The organism is Acidaminobacter sp. QWL-03, assembly GCF_058683855.1.
In genome coordinates, this window is the sequence record NZ_CM178752.1 from 2,605,726 (window position 1) to 2,625,059 (window position 19,334).

A 19,334-nucleotide genomic window follows, 5' to 3' on the forward strand; every position below is an offset into this window, starting at 1 on the left:
CAATTAGAGAGGAATCATGTCAATCCACTCAAAATGCTGGCTTCGTCTTGTTGTTCAAGGCACCCCGTGCTATAATCGCTTCGATAGCAATAAGGAGCTGGTGAGAATGATTTGCGACGCACTGAATCGCTTATGGAACAAGTTTACAAATTGGATCCGCCGGGATCTTGTCTTATCCATTTCACTTGGAGCCGCCGCTCTGCTGAGTCTTATAAAGCTGCCAACTCCAACAGACCTGGATTTCAAGGTGCTGATCACGCTGTTTAATTTGATGGTCGTCCTCAAGGCCTTCGAACAGCTGAATCTCCTGGATGCCATAGCCATCCGGCTGCTCAGACAGCTTGGTTCCGAGCGGCGAGTCGCACTGGGTGTCGTCGCCCTCAGTTTCTTCAGTGCTATGCTCATTACAAATGACGTGGCGCTCCTCACCCTGGTGCCCATTGTGCTCATCATCGGACACCGGGGTCATTATCCTGTGATTCGTACCGTTGTGCTCGCGACTTTGGCGGCGAATATCGGGAGCAGCCTGACGCCTATGGGCAACCCGCAGAACCTATTTATCCTTACGCGTTACACGCTCTCAGCTGCCAGCTTTTTTGAGGTGGTGGCGCCTTTTGCAGTTCTCGGAGGTGTATGGCTCATTTGGCTGTCCACAAGACTTCCCGCGCGACGACTGTCTCTGGACCTCGAGATTCCGGACCATCCGCACCCACTGCAGCTGCTGCCCTGGGTCTTATTGTTCGGAGTCATTATCCTTTCCGTCTTCGGACTGATCAGCGATCTGGCAACCCTTTGCCTGGTGCTTGCCGTCACCCTGATCGCCCGCCCAAAACTCCTTATCGCCATTGACTACGGGCTCCTGGCCACCTTTACAGGCTTCTTCATCATAGTGGCCAGACTCTCGGAGATCCCCGCTGTGATATCGCTGATGCAGACACTCCTGAGCACTCCGGTCGCCGTCTATTTCAGCAGCCTGCTGTTCAGCCAGGTCATCTCCAACGTACCGGCTGCCATACTCCTGTCTGAATTTACGGAGGACTGGGCACCACTGCTACTGGGGGTCAATGTGGGCGGGATGGGGACTCTGATCGCTTCCCTGGCCAGCGTGATTTCCTACAGGCTGTTTCTGAAGGACCATCCCGGCGAGGCCAAGCCGTATCTAAAGTCCTTTATTCTCTACAACGCCGCCGGACTGCTGTGGTTTGGACTTTTAGGTGCCGCCTTGGTCTGTGTTGGCTTTGGTGGTTAAATCCCGCTCGGTGGAAGCAGGTGTCTGACACCTACTTCTCACAAATGAGAGTGAAACTTGGTGTCTGACACCGAGTTTCACTCAGCCATAGGCCAAAACAAAGTTGTTAAATCGTCAATTATTCAAAAAAGAAAACCCATGTCGCCTCAGCAGGTTAAGGTCTGCAGTCGCACATGGGTTTTTCTTTGGGTCTATATATTTAGAACTTGGTGACGAATTAAGTTTAAGCTGCGTCTTTCACGCTGCTGCCCTTTGCTGCAGCGATTCTGCGCGCAGATCTGACAAGCATAATAACCAGAAGCAGAATGCCAACATAACCGTTTATGACGTAAATGATATTGACGAGTCTGTCAAAAGGCACTTTGAGTCCAACGAATACGCCTATAACAGCGAGAACACCTGTCAGGACAATGAATTTCTTCGTCTTTTCCTCAGCGATTCGTGCGACGACCGACCAGAGAAGCGGTACAGAAGTCGTGTAAATTCCGGCAATGACTGTCAGAGAAAAGATGATCGCGAGGGTAGGGTGGATGTTGCCCGCCAAAATCAACGACGGAACCATGGTGCCTGCAACCAGCTCGACGTTGGCCATAAGACCGAGGGCCATTATAATGACCGCCAGCGAGAACCCTACGGCGCCAAAGATTGCGCCCAAGCTTGCTTCTTTGCGGCTCTTTGCAGAAGCGCCCATAGACGCCATAAACGCGGCCAGCCACAGCATACAGAATCCAACATAGGATAAGGCTGCGTAGACCCAGTTGCTTGAAGCCTTCAGAAGATTCATGGTCGGGATGATTTCAGCCGCTCTGGTGAGTCCGCCTGGATTCTGGAAGATCGCAGTCAGACCAAGGCCAATCGCCATAACTGTAATCACCGGACCAATTTTACCGATGACATCAACAATGCCTTTCAAACCGAAGACCACCGTGCCGAAGGCCAAAATACCCATTCCAATGCCACCGACATCAATTGGGAGACCATATTGCTGATTCAGGGTCGCGCCTGAGCCGCCGATCATAACAATAAAAGACATATAAATGAAAGCAATGGAGAAGTAGTCAAAGAACTTGCCTACGATTGGGCCGCACATATACTCGTAGATCTCACTGCCCTTATGAAACTTTTTGTCAAATCCCGTTGTGATAAAACTGACGCCAACATAGAGAAACAAAAGAAAGACGACAACTGCGCCCAAGATCCCTTTGAACCCATAGGCAGTGAAATACTGCATGATTTCTTGCCCGGTAGCGAAGCCCGATCCAATCAAGAACGCGATAAACGCGCCTGCGTAGATGACAATCGTTTTATAGCTGAGTTTTTCCTCTGACATATAATTCGCCTCCTATACCCCGAAAGTGTGAAAGCTGCTGAGAAGCCTGCCGATGGTCACCATCGGCAAACCCTCAGCAGCACGTCACCTTTATTGCGGTAGGTTCACTTTTCTAGTCAAAAATCGTTATATCTTCAACGGTTGTTCCGAGTGCCTTGACTGCGCGCTCCACAAGAGATCTTCTGAGTGCTTCTTCGCCAGGGCCTGCAATACTTGGGTTGCCGACCGGGTGAGGAATTGCGATTGTAGGGACGATACGGTTCGCGCCTACAGCTTGGGAAATGGTTGTGATGGTGGACATGTGAACTATAGGAATGCCATAACGTTCGATTTCTTTAACCATCGTTGCACCGCAACGAGTACAGGTGCCTCACGTCGAGGTGAGGATAACGCCGTCCACACCGGCTGCTTTCAACTCAGCGCCAATTTCTGTACCAAACTTCATGGAATTGCCAACAGCCGTTCCAGTACCCGTTGTGGTGTAGAAGTAGTCATAAACCTTACCTATGACGCCTTCCTTCTCGAGGGTCTTCATGACATCCAGCGGCGCGACGCGATCCGGAGTCTCATTCGCATACACAGGATCATAACCGCCATGGATCGTGTAATAAGCACCTTTGAGCGCAGCTGCGGCTGCAATGTTATATTTGCCCCACTTCTGGGCACTTGCGGATTGAATTCTGTCAGGGTTGCCAAACGGTACGATACCGCCGCTGGTAACGAGAGCAATCGTCGCCTTGGAAAGATCCTTAATCGCTGCTGCAGGATCAACGCGGTCAAACTGAGGCATAGGAAGCTCTGTTTCAAACGCTTGATCATTAAGGCGAGCGAGGAGCATTTCAACCGCTCTCTTGGAGCCGCGCTTGTCTGAGAAGACAGTCAGACGGCGTCCCTGAGGAATGTAGCCTTCTGCTTCAGGCGCGCCGAGCTCTTCGCCTTTAGCTAACTTGCGTGCAATTTTCGCCATGGTAGGCAGCGCTGTTCTCATGCCCGCAGCTGAGTCAGGTGTGCTGACGACGATCACCTTGCTGACGCAAGTGTCGAGGCCCGGGTTTTCTTTATACATACCTGAGAGTGTTGGAATGCCAAGCTCTTCAGTGACCTTGGCAGCGATTTCGCCGCAAGCCATGCCGTAACGGCCGGCGTTGAAAGCAGGACCGGTGACGACTAAGTCAGGCTTTACTGCTTTAATGGTATCCATAATGAAAGTAAACGCTTCCTTGTTGTGCTCATTGAAGTAGTTGTCGCCGCAGACCAAGGTGCCAACGACTGTACCTTCGCCTTCCAGCAATGCTTCAAAGCCTGCTGCAGGGCCGATTTTTTCTTCTTTATAGAATGGTTCGATGCCGGCTTTTTCTTCGCCGCCAACCTGGCCAAAGAATTGGTTGACATAGTAAAGTACTTTGAATGGATTCGACATTTGACTTCCTCCTCTCGCGTCTTAGTAAAGCTTAACTGTGCAGTTGTGGTATCCAATTTCGGAGGTTGCGCCAATAACAGCGTTGAGCTCGCATTTAATGGAGCCATCCTCGGAAAGGGATCCATCCCAGCCGCCAGCAAGCGTCGAGATTGCTTTAGCGCTGCCAATGACTCTGTCAGCCGGTTCGAGCGTGACGACGTGGCTGACGTTGCCAGCGGATACAACGGCGACAGCTTCTTTAGTCGTGTCTGCAAGAGGCTGTGACATACCATCCCAACCGGAGCACTCGTCAGTGATCAGGACGGTTTTGATGCCGTTCTTTTCAAGGCGCTTACAGATCATCAGGAGGTCGGAGTCCGGATTGCCGTAACCTTCCTCGGAGACTATAACACCATCCGCACCCATCATGGTGCAGAGCTTAGCAGTGTAGTCGCAGGTTCTGAACTTGCCTTCCAGAGTTGTCAGCTCAGGCGTGAGGATGACGCCGAGGAAGTTGATGGTTTTGCCGTGCTCCGCATAGAGATCGAGAATCGCGGAGTTGTTTTGGTGCTGGTATGTCGTGATTTTATCGCAAGCCGCAACACAGTTGCCACTGATGACAGCGCCGTCGAGCTCTTCATTCGGATGGATGAGTGTCGGCAGGATCTTCTGGCTGTTGACGCCGTAGATGTAACCGTCATGGAGCAGACCTTGGGAGATCAGCATTTCGACGTAGAGGACTTTAGGTAAATTAGGATATTTTGCGGACTCTTCTGCATGGTTGCCCATTTCGAAGACTTCGACCGTAGTTGGTTCTGCATTGCGGCCAGCTTCACCAATGACTTCTGCTGCTTTAAGACCAGCGATTCTGACAGTTTCTTCATGAACGTGAGGCTCAAGACCTTCGACAGGAATGATGTCCACAACGATGTTGAAAGTTTTGGAGAACGGCGTCCATTTCGCGCCTTCGCCCCACATATCCACAACGCCTTCCTGGAAACCAACGATGTCGCCAATAGTTACAACTGCAGCGCCGTCAAGAACGTTGACTTTACCGTCGCCAAGCGGAACCATTTTGCCTGTGACACCCGGGAAGCCCTTGCCTTCGCCTTCGATCTTGACACGTGGCTCAATGCAGTCCTTGACAGGAATGATTCTGGTCTTTTCGCCTGGTTTTGCCAGGTCGACTTTGATTTCCTTGACTCTGTGGTCTTCCATGAGTTTTGCGACGAGCTGGTCCTTGTTGATGGACAGAACGCCACCATTGACTTCCATTTTCTCTCCGAATACTACATCTTTGATCTGGATTTTTCTAAGCTCGAGTTTCAAGAAATTCACCTCCGGTAAATTTTGAATGAGTTGGGCAGTTCATATCTTCATAAGCTTGTATAGAAGCTTTTAGAAGCTCTTTGTCGACCACGGCGTAATCATTCGCGTGCTCCGGTTCTGCCTTGCGGCGCTGGGTCAGAGTGCGGTAGTTCAGAATGCTCTGTTCAATAAGTAAAATTTGATCCATATTCATTGCTTGGCGCTCCGTACCGACGAGAATCGAACGGTAGGGCGAGAGCAGCATTCTGATGCTGGCACCCAGGGGGCTGTCGATCAGCTCAACGCCGGAGTGGACCAGATCTCTGACTTTGATGAGGACGTCCTCATAGCTGCCGTCAATAAAAATGATGTTGTTGCTGTTATAGCTTTCCCTCACCGAGGGATTGTTGGTGACGATGCGATAGGACACATGCTTTCCTCCTCTTTTGGATCGGGGGATGAGAATTGTATCTGTTTGATTTATTGTTCGTATTCTTATTATATTTTATTGAAATACTTAATGTATTCTCAAAGTACCATAAATAATCCGAATAGTCAAATGATTATCAATGTTTTTGTTTTTGTATCAAAACAACACATTGCTAATTCTCAAATTTTACAACGCTTGATTCTGCTCATGTTCAGCTTGTTTTAATTCAAAAAGAAAAAAATAAACACCTGTTGCCCTTCTTTATAGGAAGGATCACAGGTGTGTAATCTTAACAGTACATTGTGAGGTTTTTGACGTTTACAGCATCTCTTTTTTGATTTTTTCTACAAATTGATCTATATGTTGTCTGGCACTGCGCTCTGCTTTTTCAACATCCTGCTCTTTCATGGCTTCCAGCAGTTCACCCAAGGTATCTGTAAAAATATTGATGTTGTCGATATACTGCTCGGAATAGTGCCACATTCTCTCTGTCTGCATATGCAGCCTCCCGAGGATCTCTGCCAGCGCAGGATTGCCGCTGCTTTCCAGGATGGTTTTGTGAAAGATTTCGTCATCATCAATGGCCTTTTGGTAATCTTCGGGGATTCGGTAGCTTTGCAGGCGTCCCATGATCTCCTCGAGCTTGGCGATTTGATGAGGCTGAATGCGTTCCACTGCAAGTCGTGCCGCGAAGGGATCAAGCTGCCGCGTCACTTCAAAGATGGATTTCATCTTTCTGAAGTCAACCGAAGTCACTTGGGCGCCATAACGCGGAATGATGTTGAGAAGATTGTCAGCATTTAACTGCTGGAAGATCTTGCGAATGGGCGTGCGGCTGACGTTGAACTCTTCTGCCAGCTCTTCCTCGTTTAGGACAAGACCAGGCTCATACTCGAGATGGACAACTCTATTCTTTAAAATTTCATAGATCTCTTCGGTTTTGTAGGACTTCTCCATAGGCGTATCCTTTCAAACGGATTTGAGTGCTTTGAGTGTCTGAAAAACACTGTGTATTTCACCCAAATTTAATTATACGCAATTTAAGAAGCAGACGCAAATAATTTTGTTTGGTTGATGCGTTAGGTGTTTAGTTGGGGACGCGGACGGTTTTCAACTTGGGGACGCGGACGGTAACACACACGCAATAATCCCAATGCAAACTGTTTATTATTGAGCCTGTTGAAATATCTTTCACAATCCTCCCCGCCCTTCTAAAGGATTAGCCCAGCTTTTTCAAAGCCTAATTGCCATGCTTTCAATTTGTCCTCAAAGGATACCGCATATGCAGGGCTTGTAGATGGCAGTCGGATTAAGCTCAGTTCAATCCCAGTCACAGAGTTGAGTACATACTTTTCATAGAGCTGATAGGCTTTTTCGCCATTAAAAATAATTGTGTGTATGCAGGGATGCACAGCAAAAAACGGCCCAAATTCATTCACCACAACCTCCCGAATCGCTGAGTCCGCACTCCCTTCCCGTTTGCAGGAATCCACCACATCCCACAGCGCAATCCCGTGTGCCAGCAGAATGCGCCTCCGCGCCAAATAATCTTCCGGACAAGGCTCGTTCAACAGGCGGCAAATCAGCATCCAGAACTGGTTTCTTGGGTGGGCATAATACCTCTGCCTTTCCAGCGACTCCCGGCTTGGCATTGACCCAAGGATCAGAACTCGGGCGTCAGGTGCCTCAATTGGCGAAAAAGCTCTCAGCCGTTCATTATCAGGACTCATGGGCTCACCTCATACGATTTGATAAAGATCAAAGTCGATCCCGCTTCACTTATTAATTCTGGATAATCAATTAATACCCAAACTTTCATCCTTCTGAGAAGGTTTAACACATGTTTGCAGCATATATTGGGTAACTATTACAAGAACCTGCAACTCAGCCAGTTCGAAGGCTGTTGTTTTGCCGACGGTCACCTCCACCAACACCCATCCCCATCCCGGAACTCATCCGCTCACCAATTAAATAATAAAAAAGCGAGGCTGCGAAAATGACACAAACGAACAATGACAACCCACGGGTCGTCCTGATTACCGGCGGCGGTCAAGGCATTGGAAGGGCACTCGTCCTTCACTTCCTCAAACTTGGCTATGCCGTCGCCGCTATGGAAATAGACAGAGAAGCCAACGAAGAGCTCCGCATTATTACCCAAGATCAAGGTATTTGCCTTGTCCTCGAAAGCGATGTCAGAAGCGAAAACGATATTTCAATCGCCATCGCGCAAACGATCCAAGTCTTCAGGCGTTTGGACGCTGTCATTCATAACGCCGCCATCACGGCAAATCAGCCCGTGGAGACCCTTTCCCTCGAAGACTGGAACCACGTCCTGGCCGTCAACCTGACAGCGGGATTCCTCCTGGCAAAGCACGCCGCCCCCCACCTGAAGCAGTCAGAAGGCGGCGGTTCAATGGTCCTTCTCGCTTCTACCAGAGCCTTGATGTCTGAGGCCAATACTGAAGCTTATTCCGCGTCAAAGGGCGGCATAGTCGCCCTTACCCACGCCCTTGCCGTCAGTCTAGGGCCTGAAATCCGCGTCAATTGCATCAGCCCCGGATGGATTGAGACGCGTGACTGGCAAAAGGCCTCAAAGGCGACCCCAACCGTGCACAGCGAGGAAGACAAGTCCCAACACCCTGTTGGGCGGGTCGGTGTGCCTGAAGATATCGCCAGAACCGCGGCGTTTCTGATCGATCCGGGCAGCGGATTCATCACAGGCGAGAATATTGTCGTGGACGGGGGCATGACCAAAAAGATGATCTATGTGGAATGACACTTCCAAAAAAAAGCCTGGCGCGTGTGGTTGAGACGCTTCTCAACCACACGCGCCAGGCTTTCCATTTTTGAAGGTGTAAAATCATAAAGCCCTCATAATTTCAAAAGTCACTAACTAACACTCCAACAAAAACATGCATTCACTAACTTTCGCCCATACTCTACATCTCGACGCCTTCTCTGCCGTTTCCAGTCTCAAACGCCGTTCTTCCCCATTCCTTCAGCAGTGTCACCAGATAAAACACGCCGCCGACCAATGTCAGCAATCCTGCTGGCACCTGCCCCATCAAAACCCCGGCGCCCAAAAGCGCCACAGGCAGCACCAGTTTCGCAAGACTCATGACTACGCTGAGAACCCGGCCCTTCAGGTGCTCCGGCACGACCAGCTGAAAGTGGTACATCAGCGGCAGATCAATCCACGCAATACCAATGCCAAGCAGCAGCATGCCAGGGATTAATCCCATCCAGGCAATGGACATCAAAGGCGCCGCGACTGCGGTGTCAAGATTTGCAAGCTGCCACTCCATAAATCCCATAAGCCCTCCGAGAAGCACAAAGCTCGAGGCCAGAAGAACACCAGCCACTTTCATAGCCCGGTCAACACCCCATTTAAGCCTTCCCAGTAAAATCGCCCCAAGGATCACGCCCACTGGAGTTGCCCCCTGAACCAAACCAAGGACTTTCTCACCACCCTCCAGCGCGCGGTGCAGTACATACGGCAGCGGCACAGAAACGCAAAAGCCTATGAAAAAATTGATCGCCATTAATCGCCAGGCCAGAGAACGCATAGCCGAGTCAGTCCAAACCGCCGACAAACCTTCTCCAAACTCTCGTCGCAAAGTGCGCCACAGGCTCACCTTATGCCCAGGCCCTTCTAAAATCAAATTTTGGACTGTCCTCAAACCTGAATCCATGTTGTCAGACACTAAACCTAAATCCCCACCGGGACTCTCATACCGCATCCAGCTCTCAGACAACGCGGACAGCAAAAAGGATACACCGTTGATCCACAAGAATGCCTCCATACCAATCCAGGCATAAACTAATCCGCCAAAGACCGGCCCCGCCACCGACACTACAGACTCTACAACGCGGCTCGACGCATTCAGTGACATCAGCCTTGCCTCCGTCACCAGCGCCAGCTTTGACGACTCTAGACTCACTGAAAACAGCGTTGTCAGCACCGTAGTTACCACAGCTGTCGCGTAAACTGCTCCCAGAGACAACCCATAAATTGCCGCATACAACCCCATAGCCAAAAACCACAGCCCATTCAGCGCGTCCATCCCTACCACCATCCGCTTGCGGTTGACACGGTCGGCCAGAATGCCGGCGAGGGGCATGACCAGGACCATCGGCAAAATGCCAAGGGCAAGCGTCAGTCCAAAAGTCGCTGCGCTTCCCGTCTTCGCCAGTACATACCACCCGGCCGCAAACGTATATAGCGCCGACCCAATCTGGCTCACGGCTTTCCCCGCCAAAAATAATCCTACATTCTTGCGTTCCACCAATGCGTTCATGTTACTCCCTCCTTACCCTTATTGAACACCCTGGGTCTGACCCCATGTCAACAGCCATGTGGCCGCAATTTCGACCAAATTTCAGGCCAAAACAAAAAAAGATGGCCTTAACCCCATAGTTCCCGGGCGGACCATCTCTGTTCAAATCCCCAATCTCATTCAACCTTTTGTTAGCGCCGATGGTCACAGTATCCCCCACCATCACACTCAAACAGCTTAATCATTTGCCGTCACCTCAGCCAAACCCCGCTCGCCCACCACTACGACGGTCTTGACGCGCTCATCTGCCTCAAAATAGTCTTCGAAAACGCCGCCCTGACTGACAGTCTGCGTCCTGTAAGTCTCGTCTAGCTTATACCCCAGCGATTTCAACCCCTCAAGCACTCCCGCCTCCGTAAACCAGCTGCGCCGTTCGGCTGGAATTCTGGTATTCAGACCAAATCGCTCAAAGACTATATAGGAAGCGAAGAGCCTTGCCTCCTCTCGCATCAACGGATTCACAAGGGAAGGCAAAAAACCGTCATTGTCAAAACAATAATTGCTGCTTCCAGTAAAATCCATAAGCACATCAAAGCTGTCAGTCTTGAGGGGCAACGCCCGAAAATCCGCGCACAAAAGCACGATTTTTCTGGATTCAGCGGCGCCTTCCAGAATTTTCTTCAAAAAGCGGTGCCGCTCTGGGTCGTGGTCTACCGCAATATAAATCATTGGCTCAGGGAGCTTATCGTACACCGTCCTGAGATAGAAACCATGACCACTGCCAAGCTCCAAGGCTGCGCGACAACCGGTAAAGTCCGCTCTGCCCCGAACCCAGTTTAGTCCCTCGTAGACTCGGTCCAGATATGCCGGATCTGTGGAAGTCAGATAGGCTTCCAGAAAATCCGCTGCGCTGTTACCCGCCTGTGAGACATTCCCTTTAGCTTCAATCGCCTGACGCCTAACTTCGAACTCAGAAGATTGCCGCGCCCAAAGCTCCGGTGCGAACACTATGCCCTCTTCGACAACCAGGCCGACTTCTTCACCGCAGTCACAGACACAGGCAAGCGTGCCCCGGATGACTTTTCCGTCTCTGACATCCCCCTCACTTAATGAGAGCGCGCTGCCGCAACGACTGCAAGCCAGCAGCGGCAAAGCCTCCAGAGGAAGACCCACGGTTTGCTGAAGCCTATCACCCCTGGCCTCTTCCGCATTCATCAGAGTCCTTTCAGCCCCCTCCAGTGCGGTCAATGCTTTCTGTCGAGATTCGATTTCAAGGCGTAAAGTGTTTATGCGCTGGGAATACAAACCTCGGTAGTAGAGATCTTTTTGATAATCCGTCATGACACCCAGACGCTCAAACTGGAAGATCATTTTTATCTCAGCCAAAGAAAAGCCCATGTCTTTGAGCTGAAGCAGCCTCTCCAAGTCCGCTTTGACACGCTCGTCAAACTCATATTGTCCGCCTCTTTTCTCAACCACGAGGAGGCCTAGATCCATATAGTGCCGCAGGGCATCTACCGTGACGCCGGTGCGAGTTGAAAATTCACCAATTCTCAAATTGCATGCCCCCTCTATAAGTCGAAGTGAATAGCAGTCAGCGACTCAAGCTTTGATCAGCCTCGCCACTTCAGCCGGTCTGAACGTCCGAGCTTGAAGGGTGGTTTTCGGTGACCATCGGCAGAGCTCTTGTCTTCGCTTTCTTCATGGCCAAGGCTCGACTTTCCGCTCTGGGATTCGGCCAGGTAACGGGTGAGATCCACGCGTTCGATCCTCGAAGCCAGATGCCGCCTAAAGCCAGGCCCCCACATATAAACGTTCAGGAGGAGTGATACCGCAAGGAGCCCCAAAGTCCCGTAAGGCACCAGCGTCGCGCCGTAGTGAAGGCCGCCCAGGGCGCCCACGCCAAAGGTGAGGGGAAACATCTTGCCGCTTTCCGCGTTGCGGCCGGCAATGAAAGGCTCAGAAAACGGCAGCCGCTTGCTCAGGACCCTGAAGCATACCATCAGGAACAACATGGTGCCGAAAAAGGCCACCACCAGATCCAGGGCAATCCGCGTGCCATAAATCACCAAAAAGACCGCCGACAGCAGCAGGAACACCGGCACCAGCAGCCGCAGCATCATGGCCTTGAGTGTCCCCCTGTAAACGGCTGCCATGTCGCCCACCGGCGTCGCCGCATAAATCCAGGCGCCCTTGTGGCTAGTCGAGTACTTCATCATGAGCAGGATGGTCGGCATCATCATGGCCGTGAAATAGATGAAGAGATAGGACTTCCCGGCGGTGACCTCCGCCCAGGTGCTGCCCTGCATGCTGTTGAGAATGAAAATGAACGGGAAGATCAGCGAGAATCCCAAGGACGGATACACCCGCAGTTTAAAATCCCGCTCAGTTTTGATCATGTTGAGGGCGAAGCGGAAAAAGAGCGCTTCTTCGTGAGTTCTGCAGACCAGTCCCGACAACCTGTGGCCAATTCCAAGCCTTGCGCTGCCCTTGGAACCCCGCTGTTCCAGTTTTTCAAGGCTTCGCTCAAAGGTTCGCATGCCCCGGGCATAAAGCACGACCGCCAGCACCGGTACGCCCGCCGCGAGCGCGGCCATAACCATTAACACTGGATCCCGGCTGCCGTTCAGCAGCACCTCAAAGATTGCACCGATCCATAACGGCGGCAGCAGAAACTGCCACCAGGCCGTCTGGAAAGTAACTTCCAAATCGACGAACTGGAACATCCGCCCCACAAATTGATACCCCACTGCCATAGCAATAGACAGAGCGATCTGGATATAGTTGATGATGTCCCGGAGCTTCTCTCCGTCAAAAAACCTGAGCACCACCAGGTAAAGCATGGCGGTCAGGACGATCACCAGAAGGTCCATCCAGAAGATCATCCACACATAGAGAAATCCAAAGGCCGCGCCGTGACGGATAAAGCCTGCGATCACACTAGGCCCGGTCAGAGCTCCGGTGATCATCAGCAAGTAGCCAAGGACGTGGATCGTCTTGGCTGCCGTCAGCGTCCGGCCTTCCACCGGCCGCGTCAGGACAATGCTCCGGTCCCTGAGGTCCAGCAGCACCGACGAAAAATCCGAAATTAAGGATGTCATGACCATGAACAGCACAATGCCCATAGCCGCGCTGACCTGGAACATGAAATTGCGCCCCATTATGATGAGCGGGATCAGGATGATTCCCATCAGGCCGTAGACCCAAAGGGACTTCAGGAACTGGTTGCCGCTTTTCCCTGCAGCGCCGCTCTGGCTGCCGGCCACGCTTGGTGCCTTGCGTCCGTCCATGAGGAATTTAATTGCCAGAATCCGCCGCATGACCGGGTAGTCGATGCCCGCTCTCGTAAAGAGTCCTGCGAAGCGGTCCAGGAGGCTCAGTGGGCTGAAGGTTTTTTTGTGTTTGTGTAGGGGTGGGGTGTCCGCGTCCGGGGAAACGCCCTGTGATCCAAGAGATTCAGGAGATTCAGGTGATTTAGGAGATTCAGGAGATTCAGAGACTTCAGGAGCTTCTGCCGATGGTTGCGGATCCGTCACCATCGGCACATCACTAATAATTTTTTTCTCTTCAGTCATCCCGGGTCACCCCTTGAATGATCTGCATGATTTGATTCGCGGTCTTGCTTTGGGTGTCAAAGCCCGTCAGCTGGTTGAAGATGGCCTCCAGGGAACCCTCGTGGTTGAGAGTTTTGAGGTCCTCAAAGGTACCGTTGGCGACGATGTGGCCTCCGTCCAGCAGGACGATCCTGTGGCTGATCTTCTCCACCACATCCATGATGTGGGAGGAATAGAAAATGGTCTTCCCGGCTCTGGCCAAGGCTTCCAGCAGCTCTTTCACGATCATGACGCTGTTGGCGTCCAGGCCGCTGAGGGGCTCGTCCAGAAAGAGAATCTCCGGGTCGTGGAGGATGCTGGCGATTAGGAGGACCTTCTGGCGCATGCCCTTGGAAAAAGAGGTCATGCGGGAATTATAGACGTCCTTCAGGCCGAAGAGTTCAATCAGACCCTGAGCTTTCTGGTCCGCGTCCTCAAAGGTCATGCCGTAGAGTTCGCCAATGAAGGTCAGGTACTCCCTGGCCGTCAGGTTGTCATAAAGATCCGCCGTCTCAGGGACATAACCGATGTGCCGCTTGTAGCCGACGCCTGCATTCCTGATATCCTCGCCCAGAATCTCTACAGTACCGCTGTAGCCCTCAATGAGGCCCAGCATGATCTTGACAGTGGTGCTCTTTCCGGCGCCGTTTGGGCCTATGTAGCCTATGATTTCGCCTCGTCCTGCTTCCAGATCAACACCTTTCAGGACTTCCTTTGCGCCGAAGTTCATTTTGAGGTTTTTGAGGGTGAGAACGGTTTTAGGCGTTGCTTGTGTCAACATGGCAGTCACTCCTTGATGGACTTGGTGAGAGAAACTGGGTGTCTGACACCCAGTTTCAAATCCGCTTCATTCTAAAAGTTTATCATATTGGATTTATAAAAGTGTTAAGAAAGTCTGAACAATACTGCCCTGACTATAAGGAAAGGCGCAGGGCACAGGGGGTCGGTCCGGAGTCTGTCTTCCGCTTGTCCCCCTGTGCTCTGCGCCTTGCTTTGAAGTGTATGGGTCCCGCTTTACAGGCTGATCTCAGCGCTGTACCCTGCCGGCAATGTCGCCGCTTGCCAAAGCGTCAACCTCTTCAACCGTAACAAGGTTTGCGTCGCCGAAAATGGTATGCTTAAGAGCTGCCGCCGCCACCGCGAATTCAAGCGCCGCTTGGGGCGCACGCCCTGAGGCCAGTCCGTAAATCAAGCCTGCTGCGAACGCGTCGCCGCCGCCGACTCGGTCGACGATTCTCAGCTCGTAATGTTTTGAAGTTATTAGCGAACTGCCGTCATACAGCATTGCTTCGAAGCCGTTGTCCGAGGCGGAGTGGCTGTCTCTGCTTGTGGTCGCGATGTATTGCAGGTCAAATCTTTCCTTGAGGCTCTTAAGGAGTTCTGCCGTCTGATGGATTTTTTCACCCTTTTCCATAGGGTGATCCTGGATTGACATCGTGACAGCTGGGGTCAGACCCGCTTGTAATAATGCTTCATCCTCAGACAACAGCAGTGCCGCGTCGCGCTCGCCGCCAATAAAGACGTCAACATAGGTCATTAAAGGCCGCATAATGCGTCTGGCTTCTTCCAAAGTCCATAATTTTTTTCGGTAGTTGAAGTCGAGGCTGACCGTAACCTTGTGCCGTTTCGCGGCGATAACGGCGGCTTCCACAAGAGACGCTGCTTTGGGGCCAAGTGCTGGTGTTATGCCCGAAAAATGAAACCAAGACGCATTTCTAAAAATGGCATTGAAATCAAATTCCTCTGGGTTAGCTTCCGCAATGGCGGAGTGCTTTCTGTCGTAAACGACTTTGGATGCTCTGACGGAGGCACCATTCTCTAAAAAATAGATGCCAAGACGTTCTCCGCCCCTTGAAATATGCATGGTATTGACATTGTGCCTTCTTAGAGCTTCAATCGCGCACTGACCAATGTCATGGTCAGGGAGCTTCGTGACAAAGCAGGCGTCCATTCCGAATTGAGCCAGCGAGGCCGCCACATTGGCTTCACCACCGCCATAATTAACCTCAAACTGATTGGCTTGACCAAATCTGAGATGACTTGGCGGTGACAGCCTCAGCATGATCTCACCAAGTGTGACAATTTTTGCTGACATGGGCGGACACTCCTTATATTGAAAATTTAAGTACTGATGAATGCTATGGCACCAGATTCAACTTGGTATCAGACACCAAGTTGAATTCAGTGTCTGACACCAAGTTCATTTCGGTGTCTGACACCAAACCGGGCTTCCCAATCCTGTATAACTTCCCTCTAGAGTCGCGCTTGTCTTACAGCTTCCACAAACTTCCCAGCCATTTCAGTCACCTGGGTGTAGTCGCCTGTCTTTGCGCCACGGGTCAGTTCGCTGCCGGTCCCAACTGCCACAGCACCGGCGCTGAGCCAATCCCCGACATTTTCAAGACTGACGCCGCCAGTCGGCATAAAATTGCCTTGGGGCAATGGTGCCTTGAACGCACTGATGACAGATGGTCCAAAGGCGCTTCCGGGAAAGACCTTGCAGATCTCGACGCCGAGTTCCAGTGCCTCAATGGCTTCCTTCATTGTCATAATGCCAGGCAGGATGGGGATTCTATAACGGTTGCAAAGGCGAACCGTATCGGGATTCAGGCATGGGCTCACAATATACTCGGCCCCTGCGAGGATGCATAATCGAGCGGTTTCCGGGTCCAGGACCGTGCCAGCCCCAACGAGAACGTCCGTCCCCTTGTATTGTTCAGCAAGCGCCTTTATGATTTCAATGGCTCCCGGCACAGTCATGGTGATCTCAAGGGCGTGAATGCCCCCTGCCCTGACCGCTTCCGCGATTTTGAGACCTTGTTCAGCGGTCTCTGCTCTGATGACTGCGATGATGCCACCATCGGCTATTTTTTTTAGAGTTTCCATTCGCTTCATAGGTTTGACCCTCCCAGTGACAATGTTTTCACTATACGCCTGAATAGGCGTTGAAGCCGCCATCCACCGGGATGACGACGCCGTTGACAAAGCCTGAAGCCTTGGCATCCGCCAGGAAGAGAAGCGGGCCAAGAAGCTCTTCCGGTTCGCCAAAGCGCTCGCACGGCGACTTGTATATGACCTTTTGAGCGCGTGGCGTAAAGGTACCATCCTCATTGAGCATCAGCCTGCGGTTCTGCTCGGTGATGAACCAGCCCGGCGCAATGGCGTTGACGCGGATACCGACCTTTGAAAAGTGGACGGCCAGCCACTCGGTAAAGTTGCTGATGGCCGCCTTGGCCGCACTGTAAGCCGGCACTTTGGTCAGCGGTGAATACGCGGCCATGGAGGAGATGTTGATGATGGTCGCATCTTTCTTGCCCACCATATCACGGCCGAAGACCTGGGAAGGGATCAGCGAGCCCATGAAATTGAGGTCGAAAACGTAGCCAATACCTTTGGGATCCAGATCAAAGAAAGTCGTTCTGCCCTCAGTATTGTCCAGATCCTCCATTCGGAAATACTCTTGTGAGGAAATGCCATTAGGATGATTGCCGCCGGCAGCGTTGACCAAGATGTCGCAGGTGCCGAAGGCATCGTGAAGGACATCTCTGACCGCGTTCATGCTGGCTGTGTCCAGCACGTCGCCCGGGATTGCCATAGCCTCACCGCCCGCCGCTTGGATGCGGTCCGCGACCAGTTGCGCTTTATCCTTTGACCGGTTCACAATGGCCACTTTGGCGCCTGAAAGCGCCAGCGCCTCGCAAAAGTAGCTGCCTAACACACCGCCGCCGCCCGTCACAACAGCGACCTTTCCCTTCAAATCGACGTGAAGTGGTAAATTCATGGTATTGCCTCCTTATTTGACACTTGTGGTGGCGTTGGGTTTGGGACTGAGGTTGGGGTTGGATTTGTGGTTTGTATTTTTGGAGTCATTGTCAGCTTATTTCGACTTGAAATAGCCGGGATACCTTTCCATCAGCTCCGACTGCTCGTGAAGCAGCTTTCTGGTGTGCATAGAGATAATTTCCTGCCCTCGGGCTTCATCCCTGTTCCGGATGGCCTCTAATAACGCAGCATGCTGATCAATCAAACTGCTGATCATATTGTTGAAACTGTAGCTGAGTATTCTGACGCGTCTGTATTGAGTGTTGACCTGCTCAATAACCTCCCAGGTCCTCTGCTTATGAACACTTTCAAAAATAATCTCGTGAAATTTTTCATCCAACTCCATGTAAGTTGTGAAGCCGTCGGCATCCGTCCACCGTCGCTGAGCCTCCAAATTCTGCTCAAGCAGTTTAATAAAAGTCACATCAATGCCCTGAGTCACAAGCTTCAACACTGCACTTTCCAGCACCTCGCGGATAAACCTGGCCTCTTCCACTTGCGTCATGTCGATCTGAGAGACGTAGGTGCCCCGCTGGGGCAGCACATAGAGCAAATCTTCCCGGGAAAGCTTGATAAAGGCTTCTCTCACCGGGGTTCTGCTCACGCCGAGAAGCTCCGATATCTCATTTTCACTGATGCGCTTGCCAGGCTCCAGCTTCAGTCTGACGATATTGCGCTTGATCAACTCGTAAACATAGTCTCCCACTGTGGTTTTATCAGATTGGGGTATAACTTCGAGGGCCATAGCCTCACTTCCTTTTATTCATTCTATTTAACTTGTATACTAGTATTGTATCAGATTTCGTCCTGAAATCAATCTGCCTGTTCAAATTCATAAGAAAAAGCCAGCGACAAAAGGAGTTAACTCATTTCGCCACTGGCATAGCCGTATTTTCTTTATAAATTTAAAATCTTCTCCCACACCTCCGGCACCACTTCTATGCCGTTTTCAAGCTGCTCCAGGCGCACCTTATAATCGCGTTCACCTGGGTAGCGGAGGGTGGCATCCTCAACCATCGGCCGAGAGCTCTTGAGGTCCTGAATCACGGATTCAATTAGACCATCTGAAAATTCCACCGTGTTAAACTGATTTTGGCCGATGGCGACGAAAACCTGCGACAAGCCATACTCCTCCGTATAGCGTCGGCCGACCTCCGAGGTGGTGAGTCCCGCTGACAGCAGCGCAGCGATGAGATCCAGCGCGATCGACATACTGGAGCCCTTCCAAAAACCTGTTGGCAGAACGCGCATGGTCTTTTCGATTTCGACGGGATCATTTGTGAGTTGGCCGTTTGAGTCATAGCCGCCGGCGACTGGGAGCTTTTTGCCTTGGAGTCGTGCTTCCTCAATTTTGCCATAGGAGAACTGCGACATGGCCATGTCGACGACGACGTGGCGGCCATCGCTTCTGGGGACGGCCAGGACGAAGGGATTGTTGCCTATTTTCTTATCCACGCCGCCCCATGCGGGCATATTGGGTCTGGTGTTGGTCCAGCAAATGCCTACGCACCCTGCGTCTGCGGCTTGCCAGCCATAAGCGCCGCCCCGCATCCAGTGGTTGGTGTTGGCGAGGGCGACGATACCGACACTGTGTGTGGCAGCCAGCTCGACAGCCCGGTCCATGGCGGCTTTAGCATTCAGGACACCCATGCCCAGGTGCCCGTCCCACCGCTCGAAAGCCCCTGCGCTGAGAAGGCATTCCGGATTGGCGTTGACGTCGATGTAGCCTTCGTCAATATACTGGATCAATCTTGGGAAGCGGTTGGCACCGTGGGTGTAAACGCCGTCCAGGCTGTTGTCTGCCATAATTTTGGCGGTAAGGGCAGCGGCCTCCGGCGGGACGCCTCGCCGCGAGAGGATGTCGGTGAAGGTTTGGATCATGTCCTTGTAGGCAATGCGCATTTTCGGCTCCTTTCGGGGGTTTGG

17 protein-coding genes are annotated in these 19,334 nt (G+C 51.8%); 2 read left to right on the top strand and 15 right to left on the bottom strand.

The genetic code is table 11. The features are described from left to right. The first annotated feature begins 106 nt into the window (after positions 1–106). Entirely contained in the window at positions 107–1,249 is a 1,143-nt protein-coding gene (locus AC4PHM_RS12170) for an SLC13 family permease (protein ID WP_492018031.1), read from the top strand. 223 nt (positions 1,250–1,472) lie between these two features. On the opposite strand, the gene AC4PHM_RS12175 is transcribed toward AC4PHM_RS12170, so the two are convergent. The 6 genes from AC4PHM_RS12175 to AC4PHM_RS12200 all read right to left on the bottom strand — a co-directional run bounded on the left by AC4PHM_RS12175 (position 1,473) and on the right by AC4PHM_RS12200 (position 7,446). Beyond that, a complete protein-coding gene (locus AC4PHM_RS12175) occupies positions 1,473–2,579 on the bottom strand; it encodes a YkvI family membrane protein (protein ID WP_492018032.1) in 1,107 nt (368 codons plus the stop codon). 112 nt (positions 2,580–2,691) lie between these two features. Then, positions 2,692–3,999: a glycine/betaine/sarcosine/D-proline family reductase selenoprotein B gene (locus tag AC4PHM_RS12180; protein WP_492018033.1), complete on the bottom strand. Its 1,308-nt coding sequence runs from the start codon at positions 3,997–3,999 to the stop codon at positions 2,692–2,694. Positions 4,000–4,020: 21 nt separating this feature from the next. Further along, positions 4,021–5,307 carry a glycine/sarcosine/betaine reductase component B subunit gene (locus AC4PHM_RS12185; RefSeq protein ID WP_492018034.1) on the bottom strand — a complete coding sequence of 429 codons (1,287 nt, stop codon included), beginning with the start codon at positions 5,305–5,307 and terminating at the stop codon, positions 4,021–4,023. Further along, on the bottom strand, positions 5,291–5,716 hold the full coding sequence (locus AC4PHM_RS12190; protein ID WP_492018035.1) for a GrdX family protein: 426 nt from the start codon (positions 5,714–5,716) through the stop codon (positions 5,291–5,293). Before AC4PHM_RS12190 ends, AC4PHM_RS12185 begins: the two co-directional genes overlap by 17 nt. A gap of 318 nt (positions 5,717–6,034) precedes the next feature. Further along, the gene (locus tag AC4PHM_RS12195; protein WP_492018036.1) at positions 6,035–6,673 is read right to left on the bottom strand and encodes a GntR family transcriptional regulator; all 639 of its coding nucleotides are present in this window, start codon (positions 6,671–6,673) and stop codon (positions 6,035–6,037) included. 254 nt (positions 6,674–6,927) lie between these two features. Continuing rightward, positions 6,928–7,446, bottom strand: a complete 519-nt coding sequence (locus AC4PHM_RS12200; protein WP_492018037.1) for a DNA-deoxyinosine glycosylase — start codon at positions 7,444–7,446, stop codon at positions 6,928–6,930. A 266-nt stretch (positions 7,447–7,712) separates the two neighbouring features. On the opposite strand from AC4PHM_RS12200, the gene AC4PHM_RS12205 reads away from it, so the two are divergent. After that, positions 7,713–8,492 (top strand): SDR family oxidoreductase, encoded by a 780-nt coding sequence (locus AC4PHM_RS12205; protein WP_492018038.1) that lies wholly within the window; start codon positions 7,713–7,715, stop codon positions 8,490–8,492. A gap of 163 nt (positions 8,493–8,655) precedes the next feature. On the opposite strand, the gene AC4PHM_RS12210 is transcribed toward AC4PHM_RS12205, so the two are convergent. The 9 genes from AC4PHM_RS12210 to yiaK form a co-directional block, all read right to left on the bottom strand. Beyond that, positions 8,656–10,014 carry an MFS transporter gene (locus AC4PHM_RS12210; RefSeq protein ID WP_492018039.1) on the bottom strand — a complete coding sequence of 453 codons (1,359 nt, stop codon included), beginning with the start codon at positions 10,012–10,014 and terminating at the stop codon, positions 8,656–8,658. Positions 10,015–10,230: 216 nt separating this feature from the next. After that, a complete protein-coding gene (locus AC4PHM_RS12215) occupies positions 10,231–11,550 on the bottom strand; it encodes a MerR family transcriptional regulator (protein ID WP_492018040.1) in 1,320 nt (439 codons plus the stop codon). 56 nt (positions 11,551–11,606) lie between these two features. Continuing rightward, positions 11,607–13,568: a hypothetical protein gene (locus AC4PHM_RS12220; RefSeq protein WP_492018041.1), complete on the bottom strand. Its 1,962-nt coding sequence runs from the start codon at positions 13,566–13,568 to the stop codon at positions 11,607–11,609. Next, positions 13,561–14,367 carry an ABC transporter ATP-binding protein gene (locus AC4PHM_RS12225; protein WP_492018042.1) on the bottom strand — a complete coding sequence of 269 codons (807 nt, stop codon included), beginning with the start codon at positions 14,365–14,367 and terminating at the stop codon, positions 13,561–13,563. The genes AC4PHM_RS12220 and AC4PHM_RS12225 overlap by 8 nt, the downstream gene beginning before the upstream one ends. A 246-nt stretch (positions 14,368–14,613) precedes the next feature. Then, positions 14,614–15,681 (bottom strand): PfkB family carbohydrate kinase, encoded by a 1,068-nt coding sequence (locus tag AC4PHM_RS12230; protein WP_492018043.1) that lies wholly within the window; start codon positions 15,679–15,681, stop codon positions 14,614–14,616. Between the two features lie 158 nt (positions 15,682–15,839). After that, on the bottom strand, positions 15,840–16,481 hold the full coding sequence (locus AC4PHM_RS12235; RefSeq protein ID WP_492018044.1) for a bifunctional 4-hydroxy-2-oxoglutarate aldolase/2-dehydro-3-deoxy-phosphogluconate aldolase: 642 nt from the start codon (positions 16,479–16,481) through the stop codon (positions 15,840–15,842). Positions 16,482–16,512: 31 nt separating this feature from the next. Beyond that, the gene (locus AC4PHM_RS12240) at positions 16,513–17,367 is read right to left on the bottom strand and encodes an SDR family oxidoreductase (protein ID WP_492018045.1); all 855 of its coding nucleotides are present in this window, start codon (positions 17,365–17,367) and stop codon (positions 16,513–16,515) included. A gap of 96 nt (positions 17,368–17,463) precedes the next feature. Beyond that, complete coding sequence (locus AC4PHM_RS12245; RefSeq protein ID WP_492018046.1) at positions 17,464–18,153, bottom strand: GntR family transcriptional regulator; 690 nt, start codon at positions 18,151–18,153, stop codon at positions 17,464–17,466. A 152-nt stretch (positions 18,154–18,305) separates the two neighbouring features. Then, positions 18,306–19,310: a 3-dehydro-L-gulonate 2-dehydrogenase gene (yiaK, locus tag AC4PHM_RS12250; RefSeq protein ID WP_492018047.1), complete on the bottom strand. Its 1,005-nt coding sequence runs from the start codon at positions 19,308–19,310 to the stop codon at positions 18,306–18,308. Between the last annotated feature and the right edge of the window lie 24 nt (positions 19,311–19,334).